At 56.2% G+C, this 17,293-nt stretch carries 7 protein-coding genes; 3 read left to right on the top strand and 4 right to left on the bottom strand.

Translation table 11 applies throughout. The features are described from left to right. Positions 1–38: 38 nt before the first annotated feature. Complete coding sequence (rplU, locus tag PSR62_RS03420) at positions 39–353, bottom strand: 50S ribosomal protein L21 (RefSeq protein WP_047816713.1); 315 nt, start codon at positions 351–353, stop codon at positions 39–41. A 309-nt stretch (positions 354–662) separates the two neighbouring features. Continuing rightward, positions 663–1,397, bottom strand: a complete 735-nt coding sequence (locus tag PSR62_RS03415; protein ID WP_274406427.1) for a 3-keto-disaccharide hydrolase — start codon at positions 1,395–1,397, stop codon at positions 663–665. 496 nt (positions 1,398–1,893) lie between these two features. Here PSR62_RS03415 and PSR62_RS03410 point away from each other — a divergent pair, with 496 nt between their 5' ends. The 3 genes from PSR62_RS03410 (at position 1,894) to PSR62_RS03400 (ending at position 6,316) form a co-directional block, all read left to right on the top strand. Continuing rightward, entirely contained in the window at positions 1,894–3,714 is a 1,821-nt protein-coding gene (locus PSR62_RS03410) for a SulP family inorganic anion transporter (RefSeq protein WP_274406426.1), read from the top strand. A gap of 208 nt (positions 3,715–3,922) precedes the next feature. Then, a complete protein-coding gene (locus PSR62_RS03405; protein WP_274406425.1) occupies positions 3,923–4,954 on the top strand; it encodes a hypothetical protein in 1,032 nt (343 codons plus the stop codon). A 456-nt stretch (positions 4,955–5,410) separates the two neighbouring features. Next, positions 5,411–6,316, top strand: coding sequence for an alpha/beta hydrolase (locus PSR62_RS03400; RefSeq protein WP_274406424.1), 906 nt, complete (start codon positions 5,411–5,413; stop codon positions 6,314–6,316). Positions 6,317–6,461: 145 nt separating this feature from the next. On the opposite strand, the gene PSR62_RS03395 is transcribed toward PSR62_RS03400, so the two are convergent. Both PSR62_RS03395 and PSR62_RS03390 read right to left on the bottom strand, forming a co-directional pair. Next, positions 6,462–7,178, bottom strand: a complete 717-nt coding sequence (locus PSR62_RS03395; protein ID WP_274406423.1) for a PEP-CTERM sorting domain-containing protein — start codon at positions 7,176–7,178, stop codon at positions 6,462–6,464. 149 nt (positions 7,179–7,327) lie between these two features. After that, positions 7,328–16,852 carry a PKD domain-containing protein gene (locus PSR62_RS03390; protein WP_274406422.1) on the bottom strand — a complete coding sequence of 3,175 codons (9,525 nt, stop codon included), beginning with the start codon at positions 16,850–16,852 and terminating at the stop codon, positions 7,328–7,330. Positions 16,853–17,293 lie beyond the last annotated feature (441 nt).

The following is a 17,293-nucleotide window of genomic DNA, read 5'->3' as shown; positions in this document are numbered from 1 at the left end:
GCGTAGGTGGGGCATCGAACCAGCCGATCAGGAAAGCGTCATACGCCCGCGATTTCTTCAATTCGGATGCGGGTGTTCTTTTGGCGGTGTCCGGTTCGCTTTTTGCTGTGTTTGCGACGACGGAACTTTTGAATGTAGATCTTTTTGTCTTGGGACATGCCCAACACCGACGCACTGATCGAAACACCGTCCAAAGTCGGAGCACCCAATTTGAGACCGTCTTCTGCGCCAACGGCCAAAACGGTTTCAAATTTCAGGTTTTCTCCTGCAGCGATGTCACGGTAATCGACGTCGAGTTCCATTCCTGGTTCGACTCGGTATTGGCGTCCACCGTCGACAAAGATGGCATACATGGCGGAAAAAAGGTTCGTGGAGAATTGGGAATTGACCCGAAGGTCGTATTTTCGAATCGCGAAGGATAGTGTCTGACGAGCAGATTTACCAGGGCTGATTTTTCGAATGCGTCCGAATCCAGTTGATCGTCGCTCGGAAATAGCTCGGTTGAGCGAAATATCGCCCGGTCTCACAATTGTTGGTGTTAAGGAACCGTTCGGAATCAAGTTCGGTTATAGCGGAGCGGCGCGAGCCGCCCGGTGTGTCACCGGAGGGCTCGCGCCCAATACCGCTACCTTTTTGATCCCGAATGGTTTCTAAATCGGTGCTCAGGGCAGCTCACGCAGCCAAATTTCGCGGAATCGAATCGGGCTGCCTTCCGATTCGAGACACAAATAGCCTTCATCGGGCGAGCAACTGCGGCCCCCGGAAACCTCCACGCCGTTGACCCACAGACGGATCTCCCCGTTGATCCCGCGAACGTAATATTGATTCCACTGGCCGTGCGGATGGGTGGTCTCTGCCGAGGGGAAGCTCCGGTGACCGTCGGGCGACAGCGGTGGAAACGGCTGCATCGACGACTTTCCGACAGCGAAAATGTCGCCGTGGCTGGTGAACCAAGTGGCTGGTTTTCCGCTCGATTCGGTGTACTTGCGGCCATAGTCGAGGTCCAGCATCTGGACCTCGATGCCAGTGTTGGGCAAACGGTTGGGCGGCAGGTCTTGCAAAGCCGACATGGGCACCCAAGCGAACACGCCGGAGTTGCCGGCCGGTTTGAGATGCTTCCACTGAATCACCAACTCAAAGTTTTTGACTTCGAATTTGGTTCGGGTGACCCCGATCGGCTGGCCGCTGCCAAGAGCCTCCGTGCCTTCCCAGACCAGTGTTTGATCGTCGCCGTTGACCCGCACGAAGTCGTCGCCGTCCAATTGCCGCCAACCGGGAGCGTTGGTGTCAAAGACTTGGACCGAAACGTTCGAGCCCGTCTCGCTCGTTTCATCCGCATGCACCACCGAAGCGGATGGTTCACCGAGCAGGCAACAACCAGCGATGGCCAACGTCATCCACCTGGATGGCCGGGCGTTTCGTTGAAGAAACGAAGACGAACCGAAAAATTCTGAAACGAGCCGCATGATCAAACTCTGTGGATTTGGAGGGGCGGACGGGGCGGGCACCGGGGCGAACAATCACCTCGGGCGAAGTTAAAGTGGGCCTGAGACGCATTAGGATGCGCCCCTTCTTTCGGATGACCGGCGAGGTGGGTTGGAGACGCCGGTGCAAGGCAGGTCGGGTCAAGCGAATTCGCGTTGACCCAAGGTAGGACAGGATTATAGTCCGGTTTTCGCGTGGGAATGCAATGGACTGACCTGCGTCGCTTCTTGGGTTTGAACACCCGCCCACGCTGCCTCAATGGCAAGTCGATTGGGTTTCTGCTGATGGCCCGAATGTTCATTCGGTCGAGCTTTTGTCTCACGGTGGCCTACGTTTAAGGAAGCTCCATCCGTAACGACTTCGTAGAACCGGCGACTGAACCGATGAGTCGCCGCTTCGGAAACCAACATGCTGAACTTTTTCCGCCAACAAACCAGTTCCTTTAAAAACGACCTGCTCTCTGGTCTGACCGTCGCTCTCGCGCTGGTTCCCGAAGCGATCGCGTTTGCGTTCGTCGCGGGTGTGTCGCCTTTGATCGGTTTGTACTCAGCCTTCTTCATCGGGTTGATCACCGCCGTCGTCGGTGGCCGACCGGGAATGATTTCCGGTGCAACCGGAGCCATGGCGGTGGTCGTTGTCGCTCTGGTGGCTGATCACGGCGTCGAATACCTGTTCCCAACCGTGATCCTGTGCGGTGTGTTGCAAATCATCATTGGCTTGCTGCGGTTAGGAAAACTGATCCGCATGGTGCCTCACCCCGTGATGCTGGGGTTCGTCAATGGATTGGCGATCGTCATCGGGATGGCTCAGTTGGGCAGTTTCAAAACGCTTTCTGAATCAGGAACCTTGGTGTACCTGAATGGGTTGCCGTTGTTTGCCATGCTGGCATTGGTCGCGTTGACGATGGCAATCATTTGGTTGCTGCCCAAAGTCACGACCGCGATTCCTGCCTCTTTGGCAGCGATTCTGAGCATCACGTTGATCGCGGTCGCGGTGAACCAATCGCAACGAACCGACACCGGTGACAATTTGCTCGCCACCGTCGGCGACATGCTACGAACCAACACGATCGCAGCTGAAACCAAAGCCGCCAACGAAGCGATGGCGGCCGAGGAAGCCGAAGCAGCCTTGCACGCTCTGCATTTCAATCCGGTCACGGCAGCCGATGGTTCCAACACATTGATCAGCGCCGTTGTCGCTCAAGACAGCCCTTCGATCAAAGATTCCTTCGCCGCAGCAACCGAGACGGCAGACATGGAAATGCCGCCGGCGGATCCCGCTGCGGAAGACACGGCTGGCTCCGAATCAGGCATCAGCGGCGGTTTGCCGATGCCGTTCTGGATGGAATTCGACATGGTTCCTTTCAATCTGACCACTCTGAAAATCATCTTCCCATTCGCGATTGTGCTCTGCGGCGTGGGACTGATCGAGTCTCTGATGACGTTGTCCTTGATCGACGAAATCACGGAAACTCGCGGACAGGGCAACCGCGAATGCATCGGACAAGGCACCGCCAACATGGTGTGTGGGTTGTTCGGCGGGATGGGTGGTTGTGCCATGATCGGCCAGTCACTGATCAACGTGAACTCGGGCGGCCGTGGTCGCCTTTCGGGAATCACCGCCGCAATTTGCTTGCTGTTGTTCGTGTTGTTCTTGGCACCTTGGATTGAACAAATTCCGATGGCGGCCTTGGTCGGCGTGATGTTCATGGTGGTGATCGGCACCTTCGAATGGGCGTCGCTGAAAATGCTTCGCCGCATGCCTCGCAGTGACATGTTTGTGATGATCCTGGTCGCTGGATACACCGTGTTGATGCACGATTTGGCATCCGCCGTGATCTTGGGTGTCATCGTGTCGGCCTTGGTCTTCGCTTGGCAACACGCCACGCACATCGGTGTGGATGTCAAAATCAATGAGTTCGGTAGCAAGATCTATCAGCTGCACGGCCCTGTGTTCTTCGCTTCCGTGTCGTCGTTCAAAGAAATGTTCAACGTTGCTGAAGACCCTGACGACGTGGTGATCGATTTCTACTACAGCCGCGTCTACGACCAATCGGGCTTGGAAGCCATCAATGGACTGGCTGAAAAGTATCAAGCCGCTGGCAAACGTTTGCACCTGACTCACCTCAGCGAAGAATGTCGCTCGTTGTTGAATCAAGCGGGTGACTTGGTCGAGGTCAATGTTTCCGAAGACCCACACTATCACGTGGCGACCGACCGCTTGGCGTGAAACGGCCAGCGTGAAACCACTGCCGTCAAAGGCCGTGAATTTCGCATGACCGGTCCAGTTCCATTTGTCCTGGACCCGGTTCCCTTCCGATAGAAACCCTGCGGCGACAGGCCTGAGTATGGTTCTCGCCGACTCATGGTCGGGGTTTGTCGGGGATCACACAACGTGAAACGCGGCTGTCGTTGGGAATTGGAAAGGGATTGGCGGAATGATCTTGCACGCAACGATTCGTTGCCGAGTCTTGGCGCTGGTGGTGGCGACGTTGGGGCTGCTCAGTTCCACCGGCTGTCACGTGCTGACGCCCGCCCACATGCCGACACGCCCGCAATACATCGCCCCTGAACTGCTCAACGATTCCTCCAGCCAGGTTGAGTTCGGCGAGCCCCACAAGGTGCTCGACACGGCGGGATGGATCTGGGGCATCCCCGATAAAATCTTGTTGTGGGATCGTCGGGTCGACAATCACCAAATCACCGGTCCGACCATCGAAACGGTCGCCAGCTACTTGGATGAAAACAACCTGCCTCACGTGAAGGTGCGAGTCAACCAATACGCACCTTTGAAAGACTTTCACCGACTGCAGCAGAACAAAACGGTCGCGTGGCCTTACCGTTACACCCTGGGACTGTTGTCGGTTGGTGGCGAAACGATTCTGCCGGGTCGCTTCTTCGGTGGGGACCACTTCAACCCGTTCACGCAGACGGTGCACTTGTACAGTGATGTTCCCGCGATCGCTTTGCATGAATTGGCCCACGCCAAGGACTTCACGCGTCGTCGCTATCAAGGCACCTACGGCCTGGCGTACCTGTTCTTTCCCACGTGGCACGAAACGATCGCTTCGCGAGACGTGATGGCGCATCTCTACGATCGTCACGACCGAGCCGGGATCATCGAAGCCAATCGCATTCTGTACCCCGCCTACGGAACCTATGTGGCGGGCACAGCCAGCTGGTTCATCCCCGGTGGCGGAACGGCGTTGTACTACGGGTGTGTGATCGCGGGTCATGCCAACGGACGCATGCTGTCGCGGGACGTGGATCAGCATTTGGCTGACTACCACCAAATGTTCCGCAGCCAACCGGACCCGCAGCAAGCTGTACCGGGCATGTCCCAGCCTGGATTGTCACAGCCGGAGTGGTCCGTTCCCGAACCGCAACCGATGTGGGACGAATCGCAACTGAACCCACCCCAGGTCAGCCAAAAGGGCAGCAACGAATCGCCCGCGTCGACCATGCACTGACGCAGCGTCTTCGCAAATGATGAGGTCGTGCAGATTTCTGATACTGCCTTTCGGCACATTTCCACATGGCGTACCTCTCCCGAAACGAAGTTAGGGGAGAGGTCGAGCGACGCCGTTCAGGCGTATGCGAGGGTGAGGGCGTAGGATGGGCACTCTTGCCCGTCAGAGTCGGCCAAGGCCACCCATCACAACCCGACGCGTGAGCGAGGGACGCCCCCAAACTCCCACGACGGCCCCATCCGGGGCGACCGTTTATTTTCCGGCATCGAACTCTCGGGGCTTCCGCCCCGAGCTAAGCACGACGGCCCCATCCGGGGCGAAACCCAGACGCCAGCCACCATTTATCTATTGAACGTCGCGAGGCACGTCGGCCTCTCCACACTTTTCGCGTCGTGACGAGTTATGATTTCGTTTCTCTCAACGAATCATCCCACCTCGTTCGCGAATGCCCCACCGATGAACACCTCCTGGAAGCTTTCTTTCACGCTTGCCGTTCTCACTGCCGCCTGGATGCCACTTTGCACCCCCGTCCATTCGGCGGAACCGGAAACGCTTCCGCTTTGGACCGACGAAGAACTCGGATCCACCGCAGCGGATGACACCGAAGTTTTGCACGATCGAGGCGATCGAAATGCCTGGGTCACGGACATCACGCGTCCGACCTTGACGGTCTATCATGCTGACCCGGCCAAGCATTCTGGAACGTCGATCGTGATTTGCCCCGGCGGTGGCTATGGCGGGCTGGCAATCGACAAAGAAGGCCACGTGGTGGCGGAATGGTTCGCCGAACAAGGCGTGACGGCTGGCGTTTTGAAGTACCGATGTGGCGGCGGTGCTCACAAGCATCCGATTCCCATGGGCGATGCTCGCCAAGCGGTGAAGTTGATGCGAGATCATGCTGACGAGTGGAAACTGAAAACGGACCAAGTCGGCATCATGGGTTTCTCCGCTGGCGGTCACTTGGCATCGACCATCGCAACGGACCCGCAAACCGGAGTCAACTTTGCTGCGTTGATTTACCCGGTGATCTCGCTGGACAAAGCGGTCACGCACGGCGGTTCGAAGAAGAACCTGTTGGGTGAATCGCCCAGTGACGAGTTGGTGCATCAGATGTCGCGAGACGAACAAGTCAGCTCATCGACTTGCCCCACGTTCTTGGTTCATGCTGGCGATGACAGAGGAGTTCCTGTTGCAAACAGCCTGCGCTATTACGCCGCCTGCATCGAGCACGGCGTCCCAGCCGAAATGCACCTGTTCCCCACCGGCGGCCACGGCTTCGGAATGTTCCGCGGCGACCGCCCCGTCGACCAATGGCCCAACCAACTCAAAGCTTGGCTGCAATTGAATGACTGGCTGAAGTAGAGGATTCGTTGGGACCGGTGTCGCATCACACCGAAGTTTTCGGGTAGCGGAACTCGTCAAGAGTTTCGATGTGCAACCAGAGATGCCGAAAGTCTTGACGACTTCCGCTACGCCCAAAAACCTAATTCCAAACCGCGTCGCAGCGCTAGCGGCAAGTTCGATTGCTGGATACAGCAAGCTTTTTTCGACGGCGAAACCTACCTGAGAGGAACGTTGCTGAACCGATGGCCAGCAAGGCCATGCTCGATGGTTCCGGCACAGCCGCGGCGGTGATTGTGATCGTGCCGGAGGCAGTCGGCAGAATGTCCAAGGATGCTGCCGGGTCTGCACTATCCAGGAACTCTCCAAAATCGAGGTCAACGTAGTAAACACTGCCCGGCGTCGCGTTCAAAGGGGCGACGTAGTTCAAACGAGCCAGAAGAAAATTGCCATCGGCAGAAGTAATTGTTCGATTCAAAAAATCAAATGTACTGTCTGTAACCGAAATGAAATCATCGGCAATCGGATCGCCGGCCGAGTCGCTGACAAAATCGATGCCAATCGGAGTATCGGCCTCCAGACTATTGTCTAGGAAAATGTAAGCTGGACTGCTGGCCGTGATCTGCGGTGCCGGAACGACTGACGGTACAAAGTTAATCGGGCTGGCTGCCTGGCCCCCTCCACCGACAACAAAATCTAAGAAGTAATTTTGAAAGCTGTCCGTCCCATTGCTGGAAACAATCACATCCATGTGCCCGCTGCCACCTGGAGCAACTTCCACGTGCGGAATCGTGATTGCCAGCGCCGCGTGAGCGTCAGTTGACCTCAGGACGCTGCCTACAAATATCAGGGCGACAGAAGTCAGGTAGGCTGTGAATTGCATGTTAATCTACTTTGAAATGCCAAGTTGAAGTGCAAGGAGGATTGAGCGGAAAGGGAACATCCGATTTGTTGCAGTGAATCTTGTTCAAAATCCTTCTGGGATGGAAAGTTGAGCAAGATCTATTCTCAAACTCATTGGTCGATCGATTTTTAACCATCCAGTGAATTACGGTTCATCAGCAGTGCGATCTCTGCGTCTCGTTGTCGTAGGAATGTGGAGTAGAAACGCAGGTCGTTTCCATCGACGTCACCGTCTCCGTCAACATCTGCATCGGCGTGCAGCGCCGTGTTGCGGTAAGCTCGCCGAACTTTCGCATAGTCTGCGGTGTTCACGACGCCATCCCCGTTGATGTCGCCTTGCAGACGATGGAACCGACGGTCCTCCTCGAATCCGTTGCTCAAGTCGTCGTCCATGTCGATGCGAAGGGCGTACACACCGTTTGGCAGGAGTCCAGCGTCACCGAAATCCAGGCGGAGCTTCAAGCCATCTCGGACAGCGGTGACCGTCAGGAATTCTCCTCCGAGCGAATTGCCAGCAAGGTCCAACCGTTCCAACCGGATGCGGTCATTGTCGGGGTTGGCGTCTTCGAGGGACTCCAGAAGTTCGTCGATAAAACCGGAGTCGTTGAACAGCAGGTCCGCCGAATGAACCGAAGATCGGTTCTCCAACCCTCCGTTGACATCAAAGCCAATGATTTGGCCGGATGTGGGTGCTGCTAGCATGACATCGGTCACCAGTTGATCCCCCTCCCCTCCCGGATCGCCATCCAGTGATCCACTGCCTCCTTCACGGTTCCCAAGGTGGTCGACACCAATGCTGAAGAATCGATAGGAATGCGTCGCTCCGTCCTGAGGAACCGCATACTGGATGGTCCCGCTGACAGCGTTGGCACCGCCGGGGATTGTTCCAACCAGAGAGATCGCACTGTTTTCAGTCCCTGGGTCGGTCTCGACAAAGACTTCGATTGAATCCACATTCCCGCCGCCTACGTCGGTTCCTGAAACCACTAAGTCAATGAAGGCACTGTGGTCGAAGACGGCGGAATCCACTTGCGTCAGTGGTCCGACCGTGTCTGCGGTGACAAACGAGTAGTCGGTTCGTGGGGTGACTTCAGATTCGATGTTCCCTGCTGCATCGGTGGCAACACTCCAAAGCTGAATCACATCCCCGGGGGAAGCGTCGAGGACTGCTGAGAGTGTCCCACTGCCACTCGGAACGCTGGGATTCACAGCAAAGCTTCCGAACAACCTGGTATTGGAGGCGGAGCTTTGCGGATTGACCCGATAGTAGACGTCGACCCAACTGACACCGGATACCGGGATCTGGTCGGGGCCGTTTGGATCCGCGAAACCGACCTCCATTTCGTAGGAATTGGAACCGGTCGCGGTCGCATTGAGCACCGAACTGGAGGGGGCGGTTTGGTCGTTCGCTGGCACCAGCGTGCTGACGCTGTCGTTGGCACTTTGGTGGGACTGATCGGTGACGTTCACATCAATCGAAAAGCTCTCGATTAGGGACGAATGAAACTGACCGTATGAATGGGGAATCGAAAACTCACGCTCGCCGGCTGAGAAGGTCAGCGTATCGGTTTGCCCATCTCCCCAATCGATCGCAACGGTGTGGGTATCGATCGCGCTGGCGTCGCTGAATGTGCCTGACAGCGTGACGTCCCCGTTCTCGTTGAGCATCTCATCGACTTGCAGTCCGGTGATGACCGGTGCATTGTTGCTGACGACCAACTCACTCGTGCTCGCCGCAACGGCTTGGTCCGCGTTCAGGACTGCCGTGTTGAGAACAAACGCTGCTCCGGGGGGAAAATCTGCTCCGGAATTGATCGTGACTTCGTAAGTCACCGTGCCGGAAGCGCCGGGCGCGATGTCCCCTAGGTCCCAGCGAAGGATGTTGCCATCGGCGATGCCGCCGTGACTGATGTTGGTGGGCGTCCCCATCAAAGTTTCATCGAAGTCGTCAATCAGCATCCCACCGGTGATGGTGGTTGTGCCCGTGTTCTCGTAGCTCAGGGTAAACGACAGGGTGTCACCCGGTTCGGGTGCGTCGTTAGTGGCTTGCACCAGTGGGGCGGAGAACGTGCGAGCGGCTGCCAGCGGCGCCAACGCGGACGCCGAGTCGGGCAAGACCACGATCCCGTGTTTGACGACCAGCGACGTCGTGTCCAAGTCGCCGACCAGGATTGTCCGCGTCGTGTGCGTGTGAGCCTTGAATCTAAAATCGGGTTTGGCAATCACCTGAATGATGTGAAGGCCTTCGGCCGTTGGCGTCCATTGCATCCCGACGAGCGCGGGGTCAGCCAATCCACCTTCGGGGAAAGAGATGGAATCACTTCCGATTTCAAACGTGTGGAGTTGCCCCGCAACAGGGAAGAGGTCGTTGAACGTCACAGGAACATTCAGCAACGGATCACGAAGCTCGTAGTCAAAGCTGCCGAGGATGGTGATCGGCACACCGATTGGAGGATTCCCCGGTGGAACCGCTGGGATTGTTGTTTGAGCGTCATCGACGAACTGGATCGATGACGAGAAGACGTAGCCGGGGCCCCCCGGCCCGCTTGGCCGTGGCGGCGAGGGTTCCGGGGATTCGCCGTCGACGGTGAGTGTCGACTCAAACACCTTGCTGAATGTCCCGTCACTGATTTCAAACCGTAGCGTGTAGTCACCATCTTCCTTGGGGCTCCGCATGGTGTGCAGGAAATTGCCGTTGGGTGCCGTCCGGGCCCCGGAAGCCGCCAACACCTGCCCAGTTGAGTCGATCAATCGGGCGGTCACGCTTGCATTTTGGACAGGGAAGTCATTGCTGCCTGGGATCGTGCTGAAGTCGTAAAACGCTTGGCCACCGACCGCCACAAATTGGTCTCGGTAAAAGGTGCGGTCCGGAACTTCTGCGACCAACTCGGCGGAGCCGAAATCGGGGCTGCCAATTTGCAAGACTTGGATTGCCTCATTGTTTGACTCGTCCAGTTCCTCCGTCGTCGAGTCCGGATCAACCACCACGCGGACCAACAGGTAGGCGTCCTCGGTTGGCAACGCAGGCTGACCGTTGTTGCCGTCCCAGGTCAAGCGAACCTGTGCTTCTGATTTCGCATCTCCTTCGGGATCCGCATCGATCGAAGGAAGCACTCCACGACCGATTTCTAAGAACGACTCCGTCAAGGCGTCGTATACCTGAATGCTGACAGGAACTTCACTCGCGGCAAGTGTTCCCGCGTTGGTCACGTCCACGACAAAGTCGAATGATTCGCCGACGCCCGGATTGATTGGATCAAACAGGACATCCGAGGAGATCAATGTCAGGTCTGCCAGTGGCGGTAAGTCCACTTCAACGATTAAATTCTTGCTGGTAACCCCGCCTTCCCCGTCGTCAATCGTGACGATGGCGGTGTAGACGCCTGCGGCACCATAGGCATGGCTGAGTTCGAATTCGTTTCCATCGAGCACTAAAAGCTGATCACCGGAACCGTCCGCGTAATTGATTGTGCCTGTCCAGATATCAGGCCCTGGGTCAACAAAAGAGCCATCGATTGTCCAGGTTTCACCTCTGCCGACTGCGATCGACGTATCAAGTGAGATTGTCGGAGCCACGTTGCGAACGTTGACAGTTGCGTAGGCGGTGTCCGAATCACCTGATAAGTCAATCGCACGCATGGCGACTGTCACGCTCGTTGGACCATTCAGATGGTTTGCGTCAAAGTCTGGATTGCTGCCAAGTTCATCGCCACGCTCAGCTCCGACTCCTGTCTCTCCGAATACTCCGTCGCCATCCAGGTCCCAATGAAAGACGAGTGTCTCATCTGACGCGTCAGGGTCGCGGGAATTCAATGCGTTCAATTGCACTGCCCCACCCTCATTTACTTCGTATGGACCACCGGCGTCGGCGACGGGTGGAACATTGGGTGGTGCGGTCACGGTCAACACGATGTCATTGCCGGTCGCCGCATCTGATCCCAAATAGGAAATCTGTGCACTCAGTGAGGAGCCGAGGAAATTGTCAATGAACGAACTTTCCGGCAAACCTTTGAAGGTTCCCAACACTGCGTCGGTCCCGTCGCTTTCAATCAAAACGAAGGACTCCGCGAGTCCAACTGAATACTCCCCATCGATGACCAGATTGACTCCGGTCAGATCCAGACTACCGAGGAGGCTGAGCTGGGAATATTCAGTATTTGGTGTGGTGCCATCAATTGTGAATCGAATGTCGCGATTGGGGGCAAAAGACAACTCGCTGGCAATCACTTCATTGGATGTCAAACCAACGTGCACCGCGTGAGGAGCCGCACCTGGATTCAACCAAAGCTTGCCCCCAGCGGTGTCGATCGTGCCTGCCAGAAAAATGTCACCGGTGGTTGAAAATTCCAGATCGGTGTGGGTGGCCAGAATCACATCCCCGCCCAAGGTGATGTCGCCAGAAACTTCTTGACTGCCAATGATCAGCGACGGGGTCACGATTCGATGGAGCAAGTCGCTGGGAAGGCTCAAGGCACTTTCGTTCTGAGTTCCTAAAACGATGCCTCGGCTTTCCGAAAGCGGAGCCAGCATCACCGAGTCGGCGGACTGAATCGTTGATGTCAGATCCAGGTTCAGTTCGTCAACGTTCAACGCGATTTGTCCCGTCCCTTGGGTCTGCACGACGACGCCGGCGTCGATGGTGATCTGCTCCGCGAAGACTTCCAGATCATCATTGGTTTTCAGGACAATCGTCTCGTCGAATGCAATTTGATCGGCTCCCCCACGCCCGTCGAGGACGACATTCGCGGCCAAGGAGTTACCGATGCCCGCCAGAGTGATCGTGTCGTTGTCGACCGCATCACCCAACACGGTCAGTTGCCCGGTCACGTTGCGAACCAAGATTCCGCCCAATGATTCGCTGAAGGAAAGGAGCGTGTCGTTGGTATCAACGGCAGTGAATGTGGTCGTGACTTCGTTGGCAACGAGATTGGTTTGATCGATGTCGACAAGCAGATTGGCGATGCTTGAATTGGTCAGGTTGATCAGGTTTCCGGTCGCCAGATCGAATGTCACATCATTGAGCTGAAGCGTTCCTTGGGCTGGGTCATAGGACACCGTCTGGAAGCTGCCTCCGGTGAATCCCAAGCCATCATTTCCTCCCGAACCACCATCAAAGGCAATTTGCAGGGCGGCTTCCAGGTTTTCGCCGGTGTAATCCACCAGCAGCGTGTCGTTCCCACTGCCGCCGAGGATGGAATCAAAGCCGGTGTAAGTCACGGAGTTGACTCGGATGTCACCATCGGCGGTGACTTGCCAATTGGTATTTGCTTCGCTTCCCAGCAGTTGATTGTCGGCAGGCGCCAGGGCGACAACTTTTTCAAGCGAGTAGGAGCCGAGCACACCGGGGACACTGCGGCTGTTGACACTGACTTCCAGGGGCTCACTGCGTGCGGCCAGTTCCAAGCGGTCAGTGCCACCGTTGCCGATGAAAAAGCCATTGTAGGAACCGTCGCTTTCGATGGTGAACACATCCTCTTGAGGTCCGCCATCGAGACGTCCAACATTGACGAAGCTGTACTGGCCGTCGTTGATGTTGCCTGTGTTCTCACCGGTGATGGTCCACTGATTGACCGAGTCAGGTCCTTCGACGGTCGGATTGACATCTTCCGAGCCGATGACGGCTTCGAAGCCTGTGGCAGCTCCCAATGTGGCCGAGCGTCCCACACCTGTGGCTCGGTTGGTATTCCAGCTGACGAGCACGCTTGATGTTGTCTGTGAGTAATCGAGCGTATCGTGTCCTGCACCAGCGTCCAGCGTTCCGTCCAGGTAGTCAAAGATAAGATTCGCACCTTTGAACTGAAACGTATCGTCCGCTGATCCACCGACCAGCGATTCGACATCGTAGAAACTGGTCGTGGTGTTGAGCGTGCCATCGTTACGATCGTCGATGGTCCAGACGCTATCGATGTCAGGCCCATGCAGCGTGTCGGTGCCATCACCGGCACTGATGACACTCACTCCACCAATGATCGTGAACACATCGTTGCCACCTTGACCCAAGAGGTTGCCATTCCAGTTGGCACCCGCTTGCACTGTGAAGGAGTCGACCGCATCGCTGCCGTAAAGAATTTCAGCGTTGGTAAAATCGAAGCGTTGGCCGTTGACGAGAATGTGACCGGTGTCTTCCCCGGTGATGTTCCATTCCGCAGGTTGTTCGGGAGGAGCATACAGCCGTTCATACCCGGTACCGCCCACGAACTCATCGAAGCCCGCACTGTAATGCACATCGTTGGCATTGACCGTCCCATCAGCGTTGATTTGCACTGTCAGGGAACCTGTGCTTCCCAGCAGCCGATTGTCTTGATCACCTTCAATCAGCAACTCTCCGGCGGTATAGCTGTTGAGCACTCCTGAGATGTTTCGATTCGAGATGTTGACGTCCAGCGGCACGCCGCGATCGGTCAGCTCGATCCGGTCATCACCAGCTGCGTTGAGGTAACCGCTGATGGAGCCGCCATTTTCGACGATGAAGACGTCTTCTTGCGGTCCATCTAGCAGCCTCGCGACGTTGGTGAAGCTGTATTGTCCGTTATTGATTGTTCCGGTGTTCTCGCCGGTGATGGTCCACTGATTGACCGAGTCAGGTCCTTCGACGGTCGGATTGACATCTTCCGAGCCGATGACGGCTTCGAAGCCTGTGGCAGCTCCCAATGTGGCCGAGCGTCCCACACCTGTGGCTCGGTTGGTATTCCAGCTGACGAGCACGCTTGATGTTGTCTGTGAGTAATCGAGCGTATCGTGTCCTGCACCAGCGTCCAGCGTTCCGTCCAGGTAGTCAAAGATAAGATTCGCACCTTTGAACTGAAACGTATCGTCCGCTGATCCACCGACCAGCGATTCGACATCGTAGAAACTGGTCGTGGTGTTGAGCGTGCCATCGTTACGATCGTCGATGGTCCAGACGCTATCGATGTCAGGCCCATGCAGCGTGTCGGTGCCATCACCGGCACTGATGACACTCACTCCACCAATGATCGTGAACACATCGTTGCCACCTTGACCCAAGAGGTTGCCATTCCAGTTGGCACCCGCTTGCACTGTGAAGGAGTCGACCGCATCGCTGCCGTAAAGAATTTCAGCGTTGGTAAAATCGAAGCGTTGGCCGTTGACGAGAATGTGACCGGTGTCTTCCCCGGTGATGTTCCATTCCGCAGGTTGTTCGGGAGGAGCATACAGCCGTTCATACCCGGTACCGCCCACGAACTCATCGAAGCCCGCACTGTAATGCACATCGTTGGCATTGACCGTCCCATCAGCGTTGATTTGCACTGTCAGGGAACCTGTGCTTCCCAGCAGCCGATTGTCTTGATCACCTTCAATCAGCAACTCTCCGGCGGTATAGCTGTTGAGCACTCCTGAGATGTTTCGATTCGAGATGTTGACGTCCAGCGGCACGCCGCGATCGGTCAGCTCGATCCGGTCATCACCAGCTGCGTTGAGGTAACCGCTGATGGAGCCGCCATTTTCGACGATGAAGACGTCTTCTTGCGGTCCATCTAGCAGCCTCGCGACGTTGGTGAAGCTGTATTGTCCGTTATTGATTGTTCCGGTGTTCTCGCCGGTGATGGTCCACTGATTGACCGAGTCAGGTCCTTCGACGGTCGGATTGACATCTTCCGAGCCGATGACGGCTTCGAAGCCTGTGGCAGCTCCCAATGTGGCCGAGCGTCCCACACCTGTGGCTCGGTTGGTATTCCAGCTGACGAGCACGCTTGATGTTGTCTGTGAGTAATCGAGCGTATCGTGTCCTGCACCAGCGTCCAGCGTTCCGTCCAGGTAGTCAAAGATAAGATTCGCACCTTTGAACTGAAACGTATCGTCCGCTGATCCACCGACCAGCGATTCGACATCGTAGAAACTGGTCGTGGTGTTGAGCGTGCCATCGTTACGATCGTCGATGGTCCAGACGCTATCGATGTCAGGCCCATGCAGCGTGTCGGTGCCATCACCGGCACTGATGACACTCACTCCACCAATGATCGTGAACACATCGTTGCCACCTTGACCCAAGAGGTTGCCATTCCAGTTGGCACCCGCTTGCACTGTGAAGGAGTCGACCGCATCGCTGCCGTAAAGAATTTCAGCGTTGGTAAAATCGAAGCGTTGGCCGTTGACGAGAATGTGACCGGTGTCTTCCCCGGTGATGTTCCATTCCGCAGGTTGTTCGGGAGGAGCATACAGCCGTTCATACCCGGTACCGCCCACGAACTCATCGAAGCCCGCACTGTAATGCACATCGTTGGCATTGACCGTCCCATCAGCGTTGATTTGCACTGTCAGGGAACCTGTGCTTCCCAGCAGCCGATTGTCTTGATCACCTTCAATCAGCAACTCTCCGGCGGTATAGCTGTTGAGCACTCCTGAGATGTTTCGATTCGAGATGTTGACGTCCAGCGGCACGCCGCGATCGGTCAGCTCGATCCGGTCATCACCAGCTGCGTTGAGGTAACCGCTGATGGAGCCGCCATTTTCGACGATGAAGACGTCTTCTTGCGGTCCATCTAGCAGCCTCGCGACGTTGGTGAAGCTGTATTGTCCGTTATTGATTGTTCCGGTGTTCTCGCCGGTGATGGTCCACTGATTGACCGAGTCAGGTCCTTCGACGGTCGGATTGACATCTTCCGAGCCGATGACGGCTTCGAAGCCTGTGGCAGCTCCCAATGTGGCCGAGCGTCCCACACCTGTGGCTCGGTTGGTATTCCAGCTGACGAGCACGCTTGATGTTGTCTGTGAGTAATCGAGCGTATCGTGTCCTGCACCAGCGTCCAGCGTTCCGTCCAGGTAGTCAAAGATAAGATTCGCACCTTTGAACTGAAACGTATCGTCCGCTGATCCACCGACCAGCGATTCGACATCGTAGAAACTGGTCGTGGTGTTGAGTGTGCCGTCGTTGCGATCATCGATCGTCCACAGGCTGTTTGTGTCGGGACCGATCAGTGTGTCATTGCCACCGCTGGCTGAAATCTGTCTTGTTTCGACGCTTTGGCTGATCACGGTGAAGCCGTTGACTTCCGTTGCTTGATCGCTGACCACAAATGTGTCGTCGCCACTGCTGCCGATGATCGACAAAGTGTCGGTACCGCTGGTCGCCAAAATTCGTAGCTTGGTCGTCGGGGTTGCAAGTTCGCCATTGAAAACGGTTGAGCCGCCACGCCTGACCAACCATTCGTTGGTCCCGCTGCCGACGTACTGCGCCGTGAAGATTTCATTGGCGGAGGTACCGATGACATCGTGGTATTCGCCATCCGTGTCCAGGACATCGATTTGAAACGCTTTTTCGGTGACCTCTCCCAAACTGTCGGTGGCACGCACACGAACGGAATAAACCGACTGCACCTCGTCGTCCAACGTGGCGGCGGTGACCAGTTGTTCCGAGTCGACGCGGAAACTGGCGTTGTCCTCCCCGCCTTCACCAGCGACCAGCTCAAAAGTGTAGGGAGCGGTACCGTCGGGATTGACTGCCCCTAAATCACCAACCGGAGAATCCAATGGCAATTTCTCGTAGACAAAGCCACTCGAAAGCAAAATATCCCCAGCCAACAAATGGCGTTTTTCCAATTGTTCAGCGAGCAATTTGCGGCGACGTGGAGCAGATCGGCTTGGTTTGCGGGGGCCAAGGAATGGATTGAATCGGCGACTGCTTGGGTATGTCATCGAGAAAGCCGAGTGGATTGGGGGGACAAAACGAAGGCCAAAGCTTCATGCGAAAAGCCACTTCGATCTGTCCCGTCTTTTCCCGGAAATTTCTGTTCTTCAGGACACGCTCGCCCGTTCAGCGGGATCGTCTCCTGAGAGGCGTCAGAAAACAAACGTGACGCGAGACGATTGCTTGGGGATTTTCGCATGGCATAGAGGAAGAGATCGAAAACCGAGCTCACCAAATTTCTGACGCCTGCCATTCCAAGCTGTAGCGACGTCGGTGGTGGCTTGGTTCTGAAGTCATTGGAGCTTTCCCCAATTGGTAGCCACATAATGTTTCAAACACTTCTGCGAACTGATGCTGCTACTCGTGGAGTGCGATTCCTCCCTGGATCTCGGCATCTCCGCCTCGAGATGCTGGAGCGACGAGATCTCCTCGCCGCGGACCCGCTACTT

It is taken from the genome of Rhodopirellula sp. P2 (genome assembly GCF_028768465.1).
In the GTDB taxonomy this organism is placed as follows: Bacteria; Planctomycetota; Planctomycetia; order Pirellulales; family Pirellulaceae; genus Rhodopirellula.
The sequence above is the reverse complement of the archived record's forward strand: the minus strand, read 5'-3'. Positions and strand labels throughout refer to the sequence as shown.

Bases quoted from the DNA above. Each gene is read 5' to 3' on its own strand.
- rplU (WP_047816713.1), bottom strand. From the start codon at position 353: ATGTATGCCATCTTTGTCGACGGTGGACGCCAATACCGAGTCGAACCA.
- PSR62_RS03415 (WP_274406427.1), bottom strand. From the start codon at position 1,397: ATGACGTTGGCCATCGCTGGTTGTTGCCTGCTCGGTGAACCATCCGCT.
- PSR62_RS03410 (WP_274406426.1), top strand. From the start codon at position 1,894: ATGCTGAACTTTTTCCGCCAACAAACCAGTTCCTTTAAAAACGACCTG.
- PSR62_RS03405 (WP_274406425.1), top strand. From the start codon at position 3,923: ATGATCTTGCACGCAACGATTCGTTGCCGAGTCTTGGCGCTGGTGGTG.
- PSR62_RS03400 (WP_274406424.1), top strand. From the start codon at position 5,411: ATGAACACCTCCTGGAAGCTTTCTTTCACGCTTGCCGTTCTCACTGCC.
- PSR62_RS03395 (WP_274406423.1), bottom strand. From the start codon at position 7,178: ATGCAATTCACAGCCTACCTGACTTCTGTCGCCCTGATATTTGTAGGC.
- PSR62_RS03390 (WP_274406422.1), bottom strand. From the start codon at position 16,852: ATGACATACCCAAGCAGTCGCCGATTCAATCCATTCCTTGGCCCCCGC.